General features: G+C 61.9%; 14 protein-coding genes and 5 pseudogenes. 14 read left to right on the top strand and 5 right to left on the bottom strand.

Annotation, left to right across the window (positions count from 1 at the left end):
* Positions 1-13 precede the first annotated feature (13 nt).
* From KS03_RS07705 to KS03_RS31115, 12 genes and pseudogenes are all read left to right on the top strand, one after another.
* Positions 14-583: a hypothetical protein gene (locus KS03_RS07705; RefSeq protein ID WP_015877385.1), complete on the top strand. Its 570-nt coding sequence runs from the start codon at positions 14-16 to the stop codon at positions 581-583.
* A gap of 517 nt (positions 584-1,100) precedes the next feature.
* Positions 1,101-2,948, top strand: a complete 1,848-nt coding sequence (locus KS03_RS29690; RefSeq protein ID WP_015877384.1) for a clostripain-related cysteine peptidase — start codon at positions 1,101-1,103, stop codon at positions 2,946-2,948.
* 152 nt (positions 2,949-3,100) lie between these two features.
* Positions 3,101-3,816 (top strand): annotated as a pseudogene (locus tag KS03_RS29695) (IS3 family transposase); the annotation flags it as partial.
* Between the two features lie 115 nt (positions 3,817-3,931).
* A complete protein-coding gene (locus tag KS03_RS07710) occupies positions 3,932-4,978 on the top strand; it encodes an IS481 family transposase (protein ID WP_015877383.1) in 1,047 nt (348 codons plus the stop codon).
* A 470-nt stretch (positions 4,979-5,448) separates the two neighbouring features.
* A complete protein-coding gene (locus KS03_RS07715; protein WP_045678740.1) occupies positions 5,449-10,131 on the top strand; it encodes an RHS repeat-associated core domain-containing protein in 4,683 nt (1,560 codons plus the stop codon).
* 8 nt (positions 10,132-10,139) lie between these two features.
* Positions 10,140-10,502 carry a hypothetical protein gene (locus KS03_RS07720; protein WP_017432434.1) on the top strand — a complete coding sequence of 121 codons (363 nt, stop codon included), beginning with the start codon at positions 10,140-10,142 and terminating at the stop codon, positions 10,500-10,502.
* An 82-nt stretch (positions 10,503-10,584) separates the two neighbouring features.
* Complete coding sequence (locus KS03_RS31105; protein WP_173941242.1) at positions 10,585-10,962, top strand: hypothetical protein; 378 nt, start codon at positions 10,585-10,587, stop codon at positions 10,960-10,962.
* The gene (locus KS03_RS07725) at positions 10,959-11,240 is read left to right on the top strand and encodes a type II toxin-antitoxin system TacA family antitoxin (protein WP_015877381.1); all 282 of its coding nucleotides are present in this window, start codon (positions 10,959-10,961) and stop codon (positions 11,238-11,240) included. Before KS03_RS31105 ends, KS03_RS07725 begins: the two co-directional genes overlap by 4 nt.
* On the top strand, positions 11,237-11,734 hold the full coding sequence (locus KS03_RS07730; protein WP_015877380.1) for a GNAT family N-acetyltransferase: 498 nt from the start codon (positions 11,237-11,239) through the stop codon (positions 11,732-11,734). Before KS03_RS07725 ends, KS03_RS07730 begins: the two co-directional genes overlap by 4 nt.
* 80 nt (positions 11,735-11,814) lie before the next feature.
* Entirely contained in the window at positions 11,815-12,312 is a 498-nt protein-coding gene (locus KS03_RS29700) for a ProQ/FINO family protein (RefSeq protein WP_015877379.1), read from the top strand.
* Between the two features lie 413 nt (positions 12,313-12,725).
* Positions 12,726-13,337 (top strand): annotated as a pseudogene (locus KS03_RS31110) (RHS repeat-associated core domain-containing protein); the annotation flags it as partial.
* Between the two features lie 388 nt (positions 13,338-13,725).
* Positions 13,726-14,037, top strand: a complete 312-nt coding sequence (locus tag KS03_RS31115) for a hypothetical protein (protein WP_015877377.1) — start codon at positions 13,726-13,728, stop codon at positions 14,035-14,037.
* Here KS03_RS31115 and KS03_RS29705 read toward each other — a convergent pair.
* A pseudogene (locus tag KS03_RS29705) lies at positions 14,003-14,808 on the bottom strand (IS5 family transposase). The gene KS03_RS31115 and the pseudogene KS03_RS29705 overlap by 35 nt on opposite strands.
* A gap of 135 nt (positions 14,809-14,943) precedes the next feature.
* Here KS03_RS29705 and KS03_RS07740 point away from each other — a divergent pair.
* Together KS03_RS07740 and KS03_RS32705 are read left to right on the top strand one after the other, a co-directional pair.
* A pseudogene (locus KS03_RS07740) lies at positions 14,944-15,546 on the top strand (IS3 family transposase); the annotation flags it as partial.
* A gap of 71 nt (positions 15,547-15,617) precedes the next feature.
* Positions 15,618-15,713, top strand: a pseudogene (locus KS03_RS32705) (IS5/IS1182 family transposase); the annotation flags it as partial.
* A gap of 85 nt (positions 15,714-15,798) precedes the next feature.
* Here KS03_RS32705 and KS03_RS07745 read toward each other — a convergent pair.
* From KS03_RS07745 to KS03_RS07760, 4 genes are all read right to left on the bottom strand, one after another.
* Entirely contained in the window at positions 15,799-17,148 is a 1,350-nt protein-coding gene (locus tag KS03_RS07745; protein WP_015877376.1) for a purine-cytosine permease family protein, read from the bottom strand.
* Positions 17,149-17,369: 221 nt separating this feature from the next.
* Complete coding sequence (locus KS03_RS07750; RefSeq protein WP_015877375.1) at positions 17,370-18,365, bottom strand: 5-oxoprolinase subunit C family protein; 996 nt, start codon at positions 18,363-18,365, stop codon at positions 17,370-17,372.
* Complete coding sequence (locus tag KS03_RS07755; RefSeq protein ID WP_015877374.1) at positions 18,355-19,230, bottom strand: 5-oxoprolinase subunit B family protein; 876 nt, start codon at positions 19,228-19,230, stop codon at positions 18,355-18,357. Before KS03_RS07755 ends, KS03_RS07750 begins: the two co-directional genes overlap by 11 nt.
* The gene (locus KS03_RS07760; RefSeq protein WP_015877373.1) at positions 19,227-20,684 is read right to left on the bottom strand and encodes an acetyl-CoA carboxylase biotin carboxylase subunit; all 1,458 of its coding nucleotides are present in this window, start codon (positions 20,682-20,684) and stop codon (positions 19,227-19,229) included. The genes KS03_RS07755 and KS03_RS07760 overlap by 4 nt, the downstream gene beginning before the upstream one ends.

Consider the following 20,684-nt stretch of genomic DNA (forward strand, 5'->3'; position numbering starts at 1 on the left):
GCCGGATCGCCTCATGGAAAAGTTCACGCACGTGCGCATTGTCATGGGCATGATCGTCAGCCTTGGGCTGACACATATGCTCAAGGGACTGAGTTTGACGGTCCAGCATCCGTCGCACAAGAATATCTATCCGATCCATATGGCGTGGGTCGCGTCGTTGATTCTGAATATCCTGCAGTTCTGGTGGTGGGAATTCTCGCTGAAAGAGATCCCGGTGTGGACCTTCGGTATTTACCTGTACCTGATCTTCTATGCGTTCATCATCTATCTGATGAGCGCGATGCTTTTTCCCGACTCGTTGCGTGACTACAAGGACTATCGCGACTATTTCATGTCGCGGCGCGTGTGGTTTTTCGGCCTCGCACTTGCAGAAAACATCGTCGATATCGGCGATTCATTGATCAAGGGCGAGTTGCACGTAGCGGAACTCGGAGATTTTTACTGGATAAAGGCCGCCGCGTTTAGCGTCTGCTGCATTGTGGCCATGCGCACGCGCAATCAGGTCTACCATGCGAGCTTCGTCGCGCTGAATCTCATTGCGCAGGTCATGCTCGTCGCGAATATGTCATGGAACCATGTGTGAAGTTCGATGCGCCGTTGGTTGAGGAATAGTGACGTGCTGCTCCGGCCCTATACGATCCGCTACTCAACGCCCGTGTTCCACGTGAATGCGGTAAATGGCGACGATTCCCTTGGCCCGGCTCCGAGTGGACGAAACAATGCGATTCGCTTGAAAGCCGGAGAATCCATATGGCTGGCTATTGCCGCGGGCAACTATGAGACTCCGATTCGTTTGGCGTGGTATGACTCGTCTGCCTGGTTGGATTATCGCATCAATAGAAAAGAGGGATTAATAACAGAAGCGGGAGATTTGTCCCGCCTGGGCGGTTCAGCGCCGTACCGGGTACGCTCGGCTACGTCACGATTAAGACGAGCCCTCGCGCTGCAGCGGGCTCGATGCGAAACCAAGATGTTGTGGCACCAGTTCACGTGATTCAATAAGTCATCCGGCTTTTAAGATTGGATGCAGAGTGTTGATGAGAATTGGAAATTTTTCTGACAGTGGTTGTCTATTCTTTTGAATGAAGTGGGGTTGGTTCATGAAAAATAAATTTTCCCGATCAGTGATGTTTTCGGCTGTGGTGTTTTTGTCGGCATGCGGTGGTGGTGATGATGCACCTTTGCCTCCCAATCCCCAGCCGCAAGCATCGACAACCGTGATGGTTTATATGGTTGGGTCTAATTTGGAAAGCATCCATAAAAGTGCGGATGAGAATATAATCGAAATGCTTAAGGCGTCGCTCCCTCCCAATACCAATGTTGTAATTGAAACCGGAGGGGCCGACGTCAGTAACGATGCGTCTCGGCAGATTCCGGATTGGATTGGTGTGAGGCGGCACGTACTATCGAGCGGAAAAATCCAGCAGGTCTCTGAGCTCGGGCGGCTAGACATGGGTGCGCCCAAGACATTGTCTGATTTTATCTATTGGGCGCAAAAACAGTATCCGGCAGGCAGTTATAAACTGCTGATGTGGGATCACGGTGGAGGTTGGACGGGTTTTGGTGGGGATGAAAATACTAAGGCTGCAGATGGCTCCAATTCGATGCTGTCTCTGAATGCCTTGGCTCAAGGCATTCGCGACGGGGTCCAGGCATCGAATATTCATTTCGATGTTATTGGGTTCGATGCCTGCTTGATGGCTACAGTTGAGGTGTCGACTGCACTGAGCCCATATGCCAACTATCTTTTGGCTTCCGAAGAAATTGAGCCGGGATCGGGCTGGAATTGGACGTCGGTTATTTCGTCGGCGGCTCAAGAGGCACGAACCTTTGGAAAGGTCGTTGCGGATTCTTATATCTTGAAACAAGAATCTGAGAAAAAAGACGGGACACTGTCTCTCATCGATCTACAAAAAATTGGTGCGGTCCAAAGTGCTCTCGAATCATGGTCGGATTCGGTTATGGCCAAGGCGAGTGCGAATGATAGTAGCTGGTCCAACATAGTTTGGAAGCGCGCCACTTCGCTCGGTTTCGGCGGAACCGGCGACGGCACTAACGGAGATGGATACCTTGATTTGGTGGATTTAAAGCTTTTCTCGAGAAGCATCTCGGACATCGTGCAAGGCTCGGAGAAACTATCTGATTCGATCAGTCAGGCGGTGGTTTATAATAACACCACTTATAACTATGGCAATGCTTCCGGGCTGACGGCATATTTTCCTTCTCGTTCATTGAGTAGTGCTGCCGGCTCTTTGCGTTATCAAGCTATCAATTTTTCTCAAAAATATCAGGATTTTTCAAAAAACTATCTTTCCGTGATTTCGGCAAAGCCGCGTATTCATGAAATTGATGCTGCAGTCAAAAATGGAGCGATTGCGGCTGATATCAGGGGTGATGCTGGCGTTCTTGATGTTGATAGTTTGTTGTTCTCTTCAGTGAATTCTGATGGTACGGCAACGTTGGTGGGCAGCATGCCGATCTATTCTGGCGCGCAAAACTTCAGGGCAACGGTATCGGTGACGGCTCCGCTCTACGGTGCTTGGCTGACCTTGAATGGTTATCCGCTGATTTTGGGTTATCTGAATCAACAGGGTGACGACCAGCTCTGGGGGGCGCCAATTGAATTGAATGGTGAATTTACCTATTTGTTGTACACCAAGGAAAATGATGGAAGTTGGGTTGCAGTGGGGACTGCTTCTTCCATAAAAGACCCTGTCTATCGGGTGATGCCTTTGCCTTCTGCTGATGACAAGATTCAAATCTTGGGTGCGAAATTTGATGTGGGGGCTGCAAAAGCAGTAACCTTGATGCCTGTTACTCCGGAATTTAGCACCGGCAACTTCAATCTACAATTTACGTCAGTTCCGGCCGGTATGAGTCAAGCCGTTTTGGATACGGACGCCACGTTTGACGCCAAGCTTTCCGACATTTATCCCCGCTCAAACTAGGGACCGGCCTTGCGATTTTCGGGCCAGTTGAAGCTCGAGGGAATGGCTTCCCACGGAGAAAGGAAGTCATGAAGAAGAGCCGGTTTACGGAATAGCACATGGTCACGATCCTGCGCGAGGCGGCCAGGGCGCTGGTCGAGCAGGTCGCCTAGGCGAAGGCGCGTGGCCTGTCGGAACGGCGAGCGTGCGCGCTGATGTCGGTGGCGAGGTCGACGCTGCGTTAGGAGTCGAGGCTCGCCAAGCGCGATACGCCGGTGCTGGCAGCAATGTGTATGCTGTCGGCGCAATACCCGCGCTACGGTTACCGTCGGATCCAGATTTTTCTGGATCGGCAAGGCCATCCGATGAGCGCCGACCGGGCTTGGCGCCGGTGGTGGCTCGCGGGCTTGCCGGTGGCTCGCAAACGCCCACGCCGGCGAGTATTGGTGCATCGCCCTTGGCCTCAACCAGCCAAGGCGGCCCGGCACGTCTGGGCCTATGACTTCGTGTTCGATGCCTGCGCCAACGCTCAGCAGCTGAAGTGCCTGACGGTGATCGACGAATACACGCGCGAATGCCTGGCCGTCGATATGGCAGGGGCGATTCGCTCGGGGCGGGTGATCGAAGGGCTGTCACGGCTGGTCAGCCTGCACGGTGCGCCACGTTACCTGGGTTCGGACAATGGCCCGGAGTTCGTGTCACGCGCCATTCGAAATGGGCGGCTCGGAACGGCATGGAGATGGCGTCGAGCGATCCCGGCAAGCCATGGCGGAACGGTACGGATGAAAGCTTCAACGGCAAGTTCAGGGACGAATGTCTGAGCCTGGAGTGGTTTCGGACACGGCTCGAGGCCAAGGTCGTCATTGAGCAATGGCGGCGTCGCTACAATTGTAGAAGTTCAGACTTGATCTGACAGTAAGGCCTTGCCAAGAGGCGGGGTTACCCGTTTTGATAGAGGTGCGAATCTTCATCAAAACAGCGCGCAAGCGCCAAGGAGTAACCCCGTGAGTAGTCTCAACCAAAATGTCATCCGCCACAAGATCGGTCTGCTGAATCTGGCCGCCGAGCTGGGCAACGTGTCGAAAGCCTGCAAGGTGATGGGGCTGTCGCGCGATACGTTCTACCGCTATCAGAACGCCGTGGCCGAGGGCGGCGTCGATGCCCTGTTCGACAGCAATCGGCGCAAGCCGAATCCCAAGAATCGAGTCGATGAAGCGACGGAAATCGCCGTGCTGGCCTATGCCATCGAGCAGCCCGCCCACGGGCAGGTTCGGGTCAGCAACGAATTACGCCGGCGCGGCATTTTCGTGTCTGCATCCGGCGTTCGTTCGATCTGGCTGCGTCACGCGTTGTCGTCCTTCAAGCTGAGGCTCGTGGCGCTGGAGAAGCAGGTCGCTGAAAAAGGCATCGTGCTGAGCGAGGACCAGGTGGCCGCGCTGGAAAGAAAGCAGGACGACGATGTGGCTCATGGCGAAATCGAAACCGCTCATCCCGGCTATCTGGGCTCGCAGGACACGTTCTACGTGGGCACGATCAAGGGCGTAGGCCGGATTTACCAGCAGACCTTCGTCGACACCTACAGCAAAGTGGCGATGGCCAAGCTGTACACGACCAAGACGCCGATCACGGCGGCCGATCTGCTCAATGACCGGGTGTTGCCGTTCTTCGAGGAGCACGGCATGGGTGTGATCCGCATGCTGACCGATCGAGGCACGGAGTATTGCGGCAAGCCGGAATCGCACGATTATCAGCTGTACCTGGCGCTGAACGACATCGAGCACACCAAAACCAAGGCGCGACATCCGCAGACCAATGGCATCTGCGAGCGGTTCCATAAAACCATCCTGCAGGAGTTTTATCAGGTCGCGTTCCGCCACAAGCTCTATCTGACGCTGGCGGAACTGCAGGTCGATCTCGATACTTGGCTGATGTACTACAACGGCGAGCGAACGCATCAAGGTAAGATGTGTTGTGGTCGCACGCCTTTGCAGACGCTCATCGCGGGCAAGGAGGTGTGGAAGGAGAAAGTGAGCCACCTGAATCTGATCTGACAGTCACGCACCGTCGGAACGGGTAACTGTCAGATCGGGTCGCGACTTCTACACTACAATGGCATTCGGCCGTATTCGAGTCTGGCCTACCCGACACCCAACCAGTTCAAGCAGCGATACTGTTCAACTGAAGCAATCGAGGCCGTTCCCCGAGATCGAATCGGTCCGAAGAAGTCAGGCAGGTCATACGTCACAGCGAGACCCCGGCAGTCAGGGTTGGCTGTCCACGCAACATAGCTTGGTGCCCCGAGTTATGTAAAAATAGCCTCCTTTAAAGCATATCTCTTCGCATTTTGAAACGGGCCGCCGAGGATGTGCATCGGTATGGTTCGACCTGGTGGTGATTGTCTTAGCGGCTCCTAGGCAAACGCTGCACCTGCTGGCCTTGGCTTTATTTTCGGCAAGCCACGGCAGCGGAACGCTGCGTTTGATTCGGGTGCCGATTAACCGAGAGCAAAAGTCATCTCACCATGACCGCATCGACTCAGATTCAACCGAAGCCTACCGACGTCTTCGTCTCGCCCCTCGACGATCTTCATCCCGCTGACATCGATGCCAATCTCAAGGCGCTCGATCGCTGGCTCGTGGATGTCAGCGGGGGCGTGCTGACCTTGGATCGTGTCGAAACCATCGCGCGCAATGCGCCCGTGCTTGCGAATATCTTCGCGGCCGTCGACCTGATCGCAGACATCCGCGCGATGATCGACCACGGCGACCGGCCGATCGACCTGTTCGATTGGGTGAATCTCGGCCTGGACCTGATCGGCGTGATCCCCATTCCGATGGGAACCGCCCAGATTCGCATGGGGGCGCGGCCCATGCTCAAGCTGCTTCGCGAGGAAATCGCGAAGAACGGCAAGGCGATGGGCGAGGCCGCGATGCAGATGGTGCGTGACGGCATCATCACCGCGATCGTCGCCAGCCTGCAGGCGCGCTACGCCGGCGAAATCGAGACCTTCCTCACCGCGCTGCGTGCCGAGTTGGCTGCCGTGCTGAGTGCCGCTGCCGACTATGTCGGCAAGGTGATGAACGGCTTGGCCGACCTGTTCGCACACGCGGCGGGCGAACCCCTGGACTACGGCAAGGATCTCGACCAGGCCGGCCAGCACCTGAGCGCGGCCACGCGCAACATCCTCTACGAGCCGGGCGAAGCGTTCGACAACATCGGCGCGCTGTTTTACGACGCGGTCAGGGTGGTCGGGAAGGAAACGATCAACACCGCGACGTCCGTCGCGAAGTACATCGACTCGGATGCCAGCGCGAAGCTCATGAGCGTGGCCAATTCGCTACGGCGGAAGGTGCCGGCCGTGCAACAGGCGGTGCGGGGACTCGATGGCAACGAGGTGGGCAAGATCGGCTGGCTGATCCTCGTGTGCGAGGAAGGCGTGATGCGCTGGCGCAAGACGCATCCCAAGCCGCAGGCGGTGGGCATCCCGTCGAAGGGCGCCTCGAAGGCCGAGGAGCGGCGCGGGCAGGGGCCGACCGAGACGCTCGGCGCCACGGCGCCGGCGAAGCACCCCGGGCCGAATTGCTGCAACTCGACCGGGCCGGTGCCCACGCCGGCCGCCAGTTCGCCCGGCTCGATCGGCTATGCCCTGGGCGACGAGTGGATCGACCATGACGATTTCGTGATCGACGGCCCGCTGCCGATTGCCTGGACGCGAACCTATCGATCGTTTTTCGACGGCAACGACGAGCAGGGCGAGCTCGGGCCGCGGTGGATCACGCCGTACACCGTGCGCTTCGACGTGCAGGCGACGAAACTCGTCTATCACGATGCGGAAGGCCGCAGTCTCGATTACCCCCTGCTGGAAGTGGGCGGCGCCCACGACGACCGCGCCGAAAACCTGACACTGCTGCGGGTCGACGAGCGGTGGATCGCACTGACGCGTGGCCACGACATGCTCGAGGCATACGAACGCCACGGCGATCGGTATCGCCTGGCGTTCGTCAAGGACCGCGCCGGCAATCAGCTGACGGCCGACTATGACGAGGCGGGGCGCCTCTATCGCCTGCTCGTGCCGCATCGGCAAGTCGCGTTCAAGCACGACGCGCGCGGGCGAATCGTCGAAGTCTTCGAGCACGACGCGGACGGCGAGCGCGTGGGGCGCCTCGCTGCCTACGAGTATGACGCGCAAGGCGATCTGGTTGCGGCCAGCGACCGATACGGCAACCGACGTGAGTATCGATATCGTCACCACCTGCTGACGCGCTACACCGACCGCACCGGGCGCGGCATGAACCTGGAATGGGACGGGACAGATCCGAAAGCGCGCTGCGTGCGCGAGTACCGGGACGACGGCAGCGACGAGGTTCGGCTCGCGTGGCATCCGAGTTTCCGGATGGTCGCGATCACCGACGCACTCGGGCAGGTCACCCGGCACTACTACACCATCAAGGGCTATTCGTTCCGGGTCATTCACCCGGACGGCAGCGAGGAATGGCTCTACCGCGACCGCAACGACAAGCTGGTGCAGTACATCCACCGCGACGGCGGCACCGAGTTCTTCGACTACGACGCTCGCGGCAACCTGACCCGTCATCAGCGCGTGGACGGCTCGGTGATCGAGATGGTCTACGATCAACAGGACCAGCTGGTCAAGACTATCGATCCGCACGGCCACGCCTGGATTCAGGAGTACGACGCCGCCGGCAACGTCGTCCTGGCGAGAGACCCGCTTGGGCACGAGACGAAGTACCAGTACAACGCCCAGGGGCTACCGACGGCGGTGGTCGACGCGAAGGGTGGGAAGAAGTCGCTCGAGTACGACGAGAGCGGCCGCCTCCTGTCGTTCAGGGACTGCTCGGGGAAGACGACGCACTGGACGTACGATGCGGCCGGCCGGCTCGTGGAGATGCGAGACCCGGCCGGCACCCCGACAAGCTACCGGTACGGCGCAAACGGGCAGTTGGAGGAGATCGTGTCGCCGGCCGGCACCGAGCACATCCAGCACGACGCGGAGGGCCGGCTTCTCGCCGCGACCGACCCCTTGCAGCGCACGACCTGCTACACCTACGACGCGGGCGGGCGTGTCATTACGCGCATCGACGCGCTCGGCCAGCGCCTCGCCTACGGCTACGACCGCCTGGGCCGGCTGGTGCGGCTGACCGATGCGAACGATGCCGCCTACACGTTCCGGTACGATCCGGCCGGCCAGCTGGCCGAGGAGACGGAATTCGACGGGAAGACCCGGCGATATCGGTATGACGAGGCGAGCGGCCGCCTGGCGTCGATCGAGGAAGCGGGACGGACCACGGAACTCGGTCAGGACCGCGCCGGGCGGATCTCGCGACGCAGCTGCGGCGATGAAGCCGAACAGTACGGCTACGACGCGAGCGGCCGCTTGGTCGAGGCCAGCAACCGGTACAGCCGAATCCAGCGCTTCTTCGACCCGGTCGGCAACCTCGTTCGCGAGCATCACGCCTACGACGTGTTCGGCGTCAAGCGCAGCTTCGTGTGGCACCACGGCTACGACGAGCTGGGCAACCGGATCAGAACGGTTCGGCCCGATGGCCACGTGGTGGACTGGCTCCGCTACGGTTCCGGCCACGTCCACGGGCTGCTCGTCGACGGCGAGGAACAACTGCAGCTCGAGCGCGATGAGTTGCACCGGGAGGTGAAGCGCACGCTGTCGAGCCGAATCCAGCAGCTCACGGCCTACGATCCGGCCGGCCGCTTGGCGCGTCAGACGGTTCAGCGTCACCAAGCGCCCGGGGCGCTGAGCGCGCGCCGGTACCATTACGACGCTGCAGGCCAGCTCACGCAGATCGAGGACAATCGGCGGGGCGCGTTGGACTACCGCTACGACCCGGTGGGGCGGCTGATCGAGGCGATTGGCCCCGGCCGGCGGGAGCGCTTCGCGTTCGACCCGGCGAGCAACATCGTCGATCCCGGCCGGCCCGAGACTGCGCGCACGCCGGGCGGCAGCGCCGGCCGCCGCGAGACCACGCTGCCGGATTCGGTGCCCCGGGTGCTGGGCAACCTGCTGCGGGAGTATGCCGGGACGCATTTCGAGTACGACGTGCAGGGCAACCTGATCGAGAAGCGCTCGCCGGCGGGCGTGCAGCGGTTCGAATGGGACGGGTTCGACCGGATGCGAGCCGCCCACGTGGCTGAACAGTCGCGGCAGGCGGCGGCGACGTATTTCTATGACGCCTTCGGCCGACGCATCGCGAAGGAAGTGAACGGCGCGCGAACCGTCTACGGATGGGATGGGGATACGCTGGCCTACGAGTCGGCCGACGAGCACAGCACGCATTACCTGTACGAGCCCGAGACGTTTGTGCCGATGGCGCAGTACGCTGGCGCGCCGGTGAACGGCATCGAGACGCCGGCGGCCTCGAGCGCTGACCGCTACACGCCGGAGGACGATCCGCTGCAGCGCGTGCCGGCGGCGGCTGCGGCTGCGCACCTGGTGTTCTATCACTGCGATCAGATCGGCACGCCGCTGATGATGACGGATGAGGCGGGCGAACTGGTGTGGGAGGCGAGCTACCGTGCGTGGGGCGAGGCGCAGGAGGTGATAGAGCGGGCGTCGGCCGCGGCCGGCATCGATGTCGTGCGGAATCCGCTGCGGTTTCAGGGGCAGCACGTTGATGACGAGACCGGCCTTCACTACAACCGGTATCGGTACTACGATCCGCAGGTCGGTCGTTTCATTAACAAAGATCCGATCGGCCTGGCCGGAGGGCCGAACAATTATCAATATGCCCCCAATCCGCTGGGATGGATTGATCCTCTTGGCTTGGCGCGTTGTCGGTGCAACTGTGAGCAGGTGCTCGCAGACATGCGAGCAAATGGCCGAGCGTATGGCCCAAAGTCAGAGACACCTGCGGACGGACATCACATCATCCAGCATGCTTCGGTGCCGGAGGGGACGGTCGGGTACTCGTATGGTGGGGCTCCAGCAGTTCAACTGGAAGGGCCCTCTACTCGCGTCGGATCGGAGCATTACGCAGCTACAACGGTACAACGACAGGCAGGCGGCGGAACTTACGCCGCTGAGCGCAGAATCGGTTACAAGGCGATTCGGCGAGCTGGCCTCTCCTCTCAGGAGGCGAGATGTCTAATCACCAAGCATGTTGACCCATATTTCGAAAAACTTGGGTTCACCGGGGATTCACCGATGCGAACCGTAAAGAATCGGCGATAGGAGGAAGTATGGAACGCAAGTTGATGGATTATCCGATTTATGTGCCGCTGGTAAAGCATATCTGCGGCGAGATGAGCCAAGGCCATTTTGATGAACTAGTACGTCAAGGTCTCGCTGGGCCGAGCACCGCGTCAGAGTATAGAGTTGCGCTGGACGCCTGTTTGGGTAATGAGGCGATGGCGCCGATTCCGGATCAAGCCCTGTTGGAGGGGTATGTATTTGAGATCGGTGGGAATGCACCAGACCAGTTATCTATCGAGGTGCCGCTCTTTACGAATAACGGACGATCGGATGCTTTTGCGGTTTTCCGGGTGAAGAGAGACGAGTCTGCGCAGTCAACACTGTACCTATACGACATATTGATGCCGTGAGAAGTCGCGCTGACCTGCCGTTGGGAAAACTCGAGTCGGCGAGGAGCAACTGCAGCTCGAGCGCGATGAGTTGCACCGGGAGGTGAAGCGCACGCTGTCGAGCCGAATCCAGCAACTCACGGCCTACGATCCGGCTGGCCGCATGGAGCGTCAGATGGTTCAGCGCCATCACGCCCCCGAGGCCTTGAGTGCGCGCCGTTACCACCACGACACCGCTGGCCAGTTCACCCAAATCGAGGACAATCGGCCGGGCGCGGTGGACTACCGCTACGACCCGATTAGCCGGTTGATCGAGGCGATTGGCCCCGGCCGGCCCGAACGCCGGGCGGCAGCGTCGGCCGCCGCGAGACCACGTGCCCAGGGTGCTGCTCCAGCGTCGGGGCGGATTACACGCTGTTTTGTACTGACATTGTCAGTACAATTACCCTATACTGGTGTCTTCACCGGGAGCAGCCCATGACCTCGACCACCCCACGCGACACTCTGAACCTACGCATTCGTCCTGACGATCGCAGCTTGATTGACCGCGCCGCAGCGGCCGCCCACAAAACGCGTACCGACTTCGTTCTGGACGCAGCGCGGGCCGCCGCCGAACAGACCTTGCTCGACCAGGTTGTTCTGAGCGCCGAGCCGCAGGCCTACGCGGCCTTCCTGGCGCGTTTGGACGAGCCCGTCCAACCGAACGAGGCATTGCGCCAGACCATGCAGACACGCGCGCCCTGGGACCCCGCTGCGTGACGGGCTGGCGCGCGCCCGAACCGCTCAGCGACGCGCACGGGCTCGACGATTTCGATTCCGGCGTCGCGAGCCTCGACACGTGGCTCAAACGCCGTGCACTGGCCAATCAGCGTAGCGGTGCGTCGCGGACCTTTGTGGCGACGCGAGACGGTCGAGTGGGGGCGTACTACGCACTCGCGTCCGGCGCGGTTACGCTCGAGGTCGCACCGGGCCGCTTCCGGCGCAACATGCCCGATCCGATACCGGTGGTTGTGCTCGGGCGTCTCGCCGTCGATCGCGCCCATCAGGGCATTGGGGTTGGGCGTGCGCTGGTACGCGATGCCGGCTTGCGTGTGTTGCACGCCGCAGCGGCCATCGGGATTCGCGGCCTGATCGTGCATGCACTCTCGGACTCGGCCAAGGCGTTCTATGAGCGGGTCGGCTTTGAGGCGTCGCCGCTCGATCCGATGCTGCTCCTGATCACGCTGGCCGACCTCGAGCACGCCTTGTCATGACATCGGGCCTATGAGGCAACTGGCGAGAACCGGGCCAAACTGCTGTTGGCTGGCCCCGCACGCCATTTGAACCCCTGAAGATGGCACCGACGAAACCCGAACCACCGCATTCGCCACGCAGCCTACTCACGCTCAAACGCTCGCGTCCTGCGCCGGCGCCAGCGGGTGCCGCCGAGCGGCCTGAACCCGGGCCGCGAAAAGGGCCGCCCCCGAAACGGGTTCCCTATTTCGCCAATCGCCCGCCGCTCCCGGTCGAGGCTACCCTGGCTAAGCTCCAGAGGCACTTCGCAGTGGCGTTTCCGCCAGAGCCGGCCGCCCCCTTGCCTTTGTGCGTGCGTGTTCAGCGCAAGTTTTGGCGTTACCTGGCGCAATATGACATTGGCGAGGACGAACTGGACGCGGCGCTGGCTGTTTGGTGCTCGGCACCGCGGTACCTGCGAACCATTGTCGAGGGCGCAACGCGTGTCGACCCCGAGGGCCGACCGGCAGGACGGGTGCCGGCCGCCAATGCGGCCGATGCGAGCGATTGCGCCACGCCTTGTCGGGCCAATCGAAGTGACTTGGTCACGATCGCTTGACATGACCATCGCGTCGCACGTGCCGCACTCGTGACGACCGGTTCGAGCAGTCGGCGCTGCCCGAGCCGCGCACCTATAGCCGCACTGAATTCACGGCGCTGCGCCCGCGTCTCAAAGCCCCGCCAACGGCGACGCGCTCCATATGGCAGGGCGCAGCCCTGCACCCGCAAGAATTGTCACGCCGGGACGCCCGGCTAACAGCCGCCCGCGGGCAACCCGGGCTCAATCTAGATCGAACTGAGTCTGCTGTTGCACCTGCTGTTGCCGCCGAGGCTGCGGCGCTGCGTTGGCCGGCTGCGGTTGCAGCGAGAAGTTAGCCAACTGAGCCTCCTTGTGCTCGCGAAGCGTCTGCGGAGCGCTTGGCTGACGGCCCAGCAGGCCGTCGCGGCGCCTGTCGTGTAAACCGCAAGGTATATGACGCGTTCGGCCGACGCATCGCGAAGGAGGTGAACGGCGCGCGAACCGTCTACGGATGGGATGGGGATACGCTGGCCTACGAGTCAGCCGACGAGCACAGCACGCATTACCTGTACGAGCTCGAGACGTTTGTGCCGATGGCGCAATACGCTGGCGCACCGGTGAACGGCATCGAGACGCCGGCGGCCGCGAGCACCGACCGCTACACGCCGGAGGACGATCCGCTGCAGCGGGTGCCGGCTGCGGCTGCGGCGGCGCACCTGGTGTTCTATCACTGCGATCAGATCGGCACGCCGCTGATGATGACGGATGAGGCGGGCGAACTGGTGTGGGAGGCGAGCTACCGTGCGTGGGGCGAGGCGCAGGAGGTGATCGAGCGGGCGTCGGCCGCGGCCGGCATCGACGTCGTGCGGAATCCGCTGCGGTTTCAGGGGCAGCAGTTCGATGACGAGACGGGGCAGCACTACAATCGGTATCGGTATTACGATCCGGGCAGCAGTCGGTTCGTTAATAAGGACCCGATTGGGCTGACAGGCGGCATCAACATCTATCAATACGCGCCGAATCCGATAAGCTGGATTGACCCGCTAGGGTTGCAGCGCACGCTTACTGGTACGACGAAGGGCGGGATGTCTCGGTGTAGCAGTGGCTGGCGTGACCGCTATGGTCCGGCCTCCATGCGCGAGCATCATTTGATCCCTCAGGCCATGATGAACAACGATAACTTCATGGCCCAAATGAAAAACGCAGGTGTCAGTGATCCTGAGGACTATATCCATCGGCAAATCGCTCAAATATCGAACGCGCAACATATCGATGTGCACGAAGGTGGTTGGAACAAGGACTGGCAAAGCTGGTACCAAAACAACCCGAACTTTACGCGTAAGGATTTGGAGGCACAGACCAAGAGCATGATGAAGGACTACAACATCCCGCGTTCATCAAGGAACTTTGCAGAGCGATATGGTTCAGGCTGCTAACCCAAAGGAGGCCAAAATGGCAGCTCGTCAACAATTTCAGAAGGCTTTGATGCTTCTCGACCGAGGAGCTATAGAGCGCGGCGAAGCCGTGTTGCACCAAGTGATCGAAGATGCCGGACGTGAAAACGATCAAATTGCCTTGGTCCAAGGGTTGGTGTGCCTTGGTGACTTATTGCACGAAACAAACCGGCCTTCGGAGGCTCGTCCGTATTTAGAACGCGCGGTGAAAGAGACTCGCGATGACGATCTGTTGGCGCAGGAGTTTGCGAGAGCGTGGGAGCTTCTTAGAGTCGCTAACACAAGTCATCCACGAATCTGGAGCAGATGACGGCGGCAGCCAGGACAAGCAGAGCGGTATGAATATCGAGGCGTCGTTCGAAGCGAATTCGAAGCTTGCCGAATCCGGCGAACCAGGCATGCGTACGCTCGACGACCCAACGATGCCTGCCCAGCCGTTCGCTGCTTTCGATACCGCGGCGTGCAATACGAGCCTTGATGCCGCGCTGTCTCAGATAACGTCGACAACGCCCGAAGTCATACCCTTTGTCAGCGTGCAGTTTGCTCGGGCGCTTGCGTGGCGGACCGTTCAGCCCGGGTACCGCAGGAATGGCATCGAGCGTGGACTCGAATGCCATCGAATCGTGGCGGTTGGCTCCCGTGATCGTGACGGCCAGAGGAATGCCGCGTGCATCTACGACGATGTGTCGCTTCGATCCGAGCTTGCCGCGGTCGGTCGGGTTGGGGCCGGTTTCCTGGCCCCCCGGGGGCTGGAGACGCTGGCTCCATCGAGGCTGGCGCGTTCCCAATCGATCTGGTCGTGCTCACGCAGCCGACGCAGCATCGCCAGATGCAGCCGGCGCCATACACCGGCCGCTTGCCAGTCTCGCAGACGTCGCCAACACGTCATGCCACTGCCGAAGCCCAGTTCTTGCGGGAGGTCTTCCCACGGGATACCGGTTTGCAGCACATATAGGATGCCGTTGAGCGCAGCTCGGTCATCGACCGTGCGCCGCCGTCCGCCCTTGGGCGATGGGGTGAATTCCGGAATCAGCGGTTCCAGCTCCACCCACAACTCGTTGCTGATTTTGCGTCTTGCCATATCGCAGACGATACGACTTCTGCTACGTCATGTCTAGGTTATGTTAGCGGCTCTTAGCCAGCCTGACTAGTGCAGAAGCCAGAGTAAACGACAAGGGCCGCGTAAGCGGCCCTTGTCGTTTCTGGGCTAGGTGTTCGAACGTGGTCCGACGATCGGGCTCTCTTCAAAATCGAGCAACGCGCGGTTACGGCGATTGGCCGCTTCAAGGTCAGCCGCTTGATGGAAGAGCTGGGGTTGATTTGCAAACAGCGCGGCAGTCACGCGTACAAACAGGCGACGGTTGAACGGATCGATATTCCGAACCATCTCAACCGCCAGTTTGAGGTTGGTGCGCCGAATCAGGTCTGGTGCGGCGACATCACGTATGTCTGGGCACAAGGCCGTTGGCATTATCTGGCGGTCGTGCTCGACCTGTTCAGGCGGCGAGTTGTCGGTTGGGCTTTCTCGACACGCCCGGACGCCGATTGGGTCGTGCGGGCGTTGGAAATGGCCTACGAGCAACGAGGCCGACCGCAAGGGTTGTTGTTTCACTCGGACCAGGGCGGCCAATACGCAAGCCGGAAGTTCCATCAGCGTCTGTGGCGCTACCGGGTAAAGCAGAGCATGAGCCGTCGTGGAAATTGCTGGGACAATTCCCCGATGGAGCGGCTGCTCCGCAGCTTCAAGACGGAATGGCTGCCGTCAGTGGGTTACATGTCGACGCAGGAAGCACACCGGAATATCAGTCATTACCTGATGTGTAGAAGTCGAGCCCGGATCTGACAGTTACCCATTCCGACGGCGCGTAACTGTCAGATCAAGTCTGAACTTCTACAGATTACGAGCGTCTGCCTGAAACGCTGGCCGGCTTGCACTTCGTCGTCTTTGTCTCCTTGATGCTCGCGCGCGCGGCTCAGTACATTTGAAAGTGCATAACACGCTCTCAGGTTTGATCGCCGTGGCCCTCGAATCGGCATTCCAGTTTCGTGTCCCCTCAGACAACGGATCTATTTATATGCCCCGAGCAAACATCTTCACACGAGCTAGCAAGCCAATGTAAATCATGCAGGATAGGACGAACGTCATCGGTGCTGACAGCGACGCGGCAAATCCAGTTGCCTGATTCAGCGCGAGTCCCGCGAAAGCGCCCGCGAACCACGCGATCAAACCATTTGGATTGAACACCGGCACATGCGCGTCGAGGCATTCGACGTCGTCGCCGACGGGCTGCCCGTAGCGCGCCGACAGGATGTGCGCGAGCGCGACGCCGACCCAGGCTACGACGAAGATGCCCTGGTACGCGAGCGCTTGCAGGATCCGCGAGAAGATGTCGGCCATCATCAGTGCATAGACCACCGCGCCGACCACGACGGCCCACACGAACTTCGGTGCGCGCAGCCCGGTGACCCTCTGGAAGAACGCCTGCATGTTGACGGTTGCGAGGTAGTAGTTCGCGGTATTGATGCGCGACTGCGTGACCCACACGAACAGCAGCCCCCATACGCCCATCAGCTTCAGCAGCGCGAGCACGACTGATACTTCCGACAGCGTGCCGAGCCCGGGAATCGTGCTGACGAGATAGATGCCGGCCGCGCCGTTGACGAGGAATGTGATGAGGTAGAACGGCATCCCGAAGTTGAAGCTGCCGTGATAGCGGGCGTCGGCCTTGCGGCCGAAGCGCGCGTAGTCGAACGTAAACATCATCAGGACCCACACGCCCATGTAGTAGACGAAGCATTGCCACCAGCCGCCGGCCGGGGCGCCGCCAGCCGGCCCGAAGTCGAGCCACGCGGCGTGATAGCCGTACTCGGCCGTCGCCAGCCCGACCGACGCGAGCAACCCGAACAGGTAGAACGGCAGCAGTACGCCGTTGAACTTGTCGAGCCAGTGCTGCACGCTGCCGAACACGAGTGGCACGCTGTAGCAGACGACGATCAGCGCGGCCCACTTGTAGTCGAGCGCCGGAAACTGGTGATGCGCGGCGACCGCGATCACGGAGCCCTCGAACACCGCGTAGTAGATCGCGGTCGCGAAGAAGATCAGCGTCGCGAGCGCCGCGCCCGCGCTGCCGAACAGCACGCGCGAGAACAGCGCGACCGACAGACCGGTACGGATCGCGTAGCGGCTGATGATCGAATTGACGATGCCGTACGAGACAACCGACAGCGCCATCCCGATCAGCGCGTTGCGCGCGCCGTAGGTGAGCGCCAGCGTAGCGCCGACGACGATGTAGAACACCGCGCTGCAGACGGCCCACCACGCCATCGTCAGCGCGAAGGGCGGCATGCGTGCGTGATCGGGAATGGCGAGTGTCGACAGGTCGAGATCCTCGTCGGTGCGGGCCTGAGCCAGGTTGGCCATGAGCGTGCTCCTCGATGAGCAGAACAGCGGACGACGTCTCGGCCGCGGCCCATGCGGGCCGCGGGGTTGCCCCGACGTCGGGGCGGGCAACCGGTTCGGCGAAAACGGTGTGCAGGCGTTCCCGCCGCGCCGCGCGCGGCCGTCCGGACGGAAAACGGAAGCGAAGGATGAAAGCGGAGGGCGACGAACGGCGCCCGGCGCAACGACCGCGCGCGTGACGCTCAGTCCTTCAGTACGGCGCGCAGCAGCGCGAGGCGTCGCTGGTACTCGCGCCGCGCGGCGATCGCGTCGGCCATCGTCACGCGCACGAAGCGCGCGCGATGGTTCGGCTGCATCTGGCCGATCAGGTCCATGTCGGCGCTGATGACCGTGCCGATCGTCGCGTAGCCGCCGCCCGACACCGCATCGCGGTGCAGGATAATCGGCTCGACGCCGGCTGGCACCTGGATCGAGCCGATCGGATAGCACGCGTCGACGATGTTCGACGGATCGGCCCCGGCGCCGAACGGCTGCTCGCGCGGCCGGAACTGCAGCTGCCGGCCGTTCTTGAAGCGATAGCCAATGCGGTCCGCTTCCGGTGCGACCGTCCATTCGTCATCGAAGAACGTGTGCGCCGACGCGTCGGTGAGCCGGTAGTGGTATAGCCCCGGCAGCACGCGCAGTTCAACCTGGCCGTCGAGTGGCCGGCTGACCGACGCCGGCAGTTCGCGTCCTTCGCGAAGCGTGCCGTGCGCCGTGCCGATCGGCAGACAGTCGCCCTTCTGCAGGCGCCGGCCCGCGTGGCCGCCGATCGAACCGAGCGTATAGGTCGAGCGGCTGCCGAGCACGACCGGCACGTCAATGCCGCCCGCCACGGCTAGGTACGCACGGGCACCGCCCTTCACGTAGGCGAACGACAGCACGCTGCCCGCGCGGATCCACAGCGCGACGTTGCAGCACTGCCCAACGCCGTCGATCTTCGGGGTCATCTCGGCACCCGTGACGGCGACGAGCGCATCCGCATGGAACAGCAGCTCCGGGCCGAGCAGCGTGCATTCGAGCACGGCCGCCTGTTCCGGATTGCCAACCAGCAGGTTCGCCGCGCGCGACGCGTACTGGTCAAGCGAGCCCGACGGCGGGATGCCGACGTGGTAGTAGCCTTGCCGACCCGTATCCTGGACCGACGTCGCGAGGCCGGGTTTCACGACCTCCATTAGGTTGTGCGCGTCAGCTTGCATGCAGCACCTCGACGAGAGAACGGTTGTACGCATCGGGATCACGCAGGAACGCGTCGAGCGAGAATTTCACGGGGCGCACGCGCAGCGAGAACGTGCCCGCTTCGACCGCCGCTACGGCCGCGTCGTAGGCATCGCGATCGATCGGCTGGAACTTCACGATGTCGCCGGGCCGGAAGAACACCATGAAGTCGCGCAGGTAGTCGAGCCGTTGTGCGGGATCGAAGATCGGTGCCGGCGTCACGCCGAACATCTGGTAGCCGCCCGCGCCGCGCACCGAATAGATACAGCCGAAGCAGCCGCCGTGGCCGACCGTCAGCTTCGGCGTATCGGTACGCGGTCGCAAGTATTTCGGCACTTCGAGCTGGCGAGCGCGCTCGACCATCTGATACATGAACGGCAGGCCGGCGACGAAGCCGACCATCGACACGAACCACGGCGAGCCCGAGTGTGCGGCGATGAAATCGTCGACGTCGCGCTTGTCGTTGACCCGCGCCGCATATTCGAGATCGGTCGACGACGGGTCCTGGTGACGCTCGCGAAACCGCATCAACGTCTCGTGCGTCCACGGGTCGTTGTACAGCACCGGCACCTCGACGATGCGCGTGTCGAGTTCGAGCGGCGCGTCGCCGACCTCGGCCTCGATCGCTTTGAGCAGCGCGATGAGCGTGTCGGGCTCGATCACGTCCGGGTCGTAGCGCACCTGGTAGGACGCGTTCGCCGGGCAGATCTCGGTGATGCCCGGCACTGAACGCCGCTGCAATTCGCGCGTGATCGCCGCGCCCTCGAAGAAGGCATCGAGCGACATCGCCTCGCTGATCTCGGCGAACACGAACTCGTCGCCGCCGAACGTATAACGGATCGTCACAGTGCCTCCCCGACGCGCGCGGCGTCCGCGGTTTCATGCTGCCGGGCGGCGGCCGTTGCGGCCTCGCGCCATCGCAGCATCCAAGCTTCGAGAAAATTCGTGTGATAACGGCCCGCGCGGACGTCGTCGTCCGCGAGCAGCGCGACGTGCAGCGGCGCGGTGGTCTTCAGGCCGCCGACGTGCAACTCGCCGAGCGCGCGAGCGAGACGCCGCAGCGCGGCCCCGCGGCTCTCGTCGTGCACGATTAGCTTCGCGAGCAGCGAATCGTAGAACGGCGGCACGACGTAGCCCGGGTAGAGCAGCGAATCGATGCGTACGCCGGGGCCGGTCGGCCATACGAGTGCGTCGATCCGGCCTGGATTCGGGCGGAAATCCTGCAGCGGATCTTCCGCATTGATCCGGCATTCGAGCGCCGCGCCCCGTATCGCGATGTCCGTTTGCTCGAACCGCAGCGGCTCGCCGTCGGCGATGCGCAGCGTCTCGCGCACGAGGTCGATGCCGGTGATCGCCTCGGTTACTGGATGCTCAACCTGGATGCGCGTGTTCATCTCGATGAAGTAGAATTCGCCGCGCGCGTCGTCGAACAGGTATTCGAGCGTGCCCGCACTGCGATAGCCGACTTCGCGCGCGAGGCGCGTGGCCGACGTGCACAGAGCGTCGCGCTGCTCCGGCGTGAGCGACGGCGACGGCGCTTCCTCGAGAATCTTCTGGCGGCGTCGCTGCAGCGAGCATTCGCGCTCGAACAGATGGACGACGTCGTGGCCGTCGCCGAGCACCTGCACCTCGATGTGCCGGGCGCACGCGATGAAGCGTTCGAGATAGACGCCGCCGTCGCCGAACGCGGCCTGCGCCTCGCGCTGCGCGAGCGGCAGCTCGGCGTCGAGCTGTGCGGCGTCGTGCGCAACGCGAATGCCGCGCCCGCCGCCGCCCGCGGCCGCCTTGATCATAATTGGATAACCGATTCGCCCGGCGACTGCGCGGGCCTCGTCGAGCGACTGCACGACGCCGTCGCTGCCGGGCACCGTTGGCACGTTCGCGCGCCGCGCGGTGTCACGGGCGCGCGCCTTGTCGCCCATCGTCGCAATGACCTGCGAATCCGGCCCGACGAAGATCAGCCCTGCCGCCTCGACCTGCGCGGCGAACGCGGCATTTTCGGACAGGAAGCCGTAGCCGGGATGGATCGCGTCCGCACCGCATTGCCGCGCAGCGTCGAGGATCACGGCGGGATTTAGATAGCTTTTCGCGGCATGCGATGCGCCGATGCGGATCGCCTCGTCGGCCATGCGCGCGGCGAGGCTGTCGCGGTCGGCGTCGCTGACCACGGCGACCGCGCGCATGCCGAGTTCGCGCGCCGCGCGGATCACGCGCACCGCGATCTCGCCGCGATTCGCGACCAGCACGGTCGTGATCCGCGACGGACGATAGAACGCGTCGGGGGAGGTTGCCGGCTTCAT

Source organism: Burkholderia glumae LMG 2196 = ATCC 33617, assembly GCF_000960995.1.
GTDB classification, from domain to species: domain Bacteria; phylum Pseudomonadota; class Gammaproteobacteria; order Burkholderiales; family Burkholderiaceae; genus Burkholderia; species Burkholderia glumae.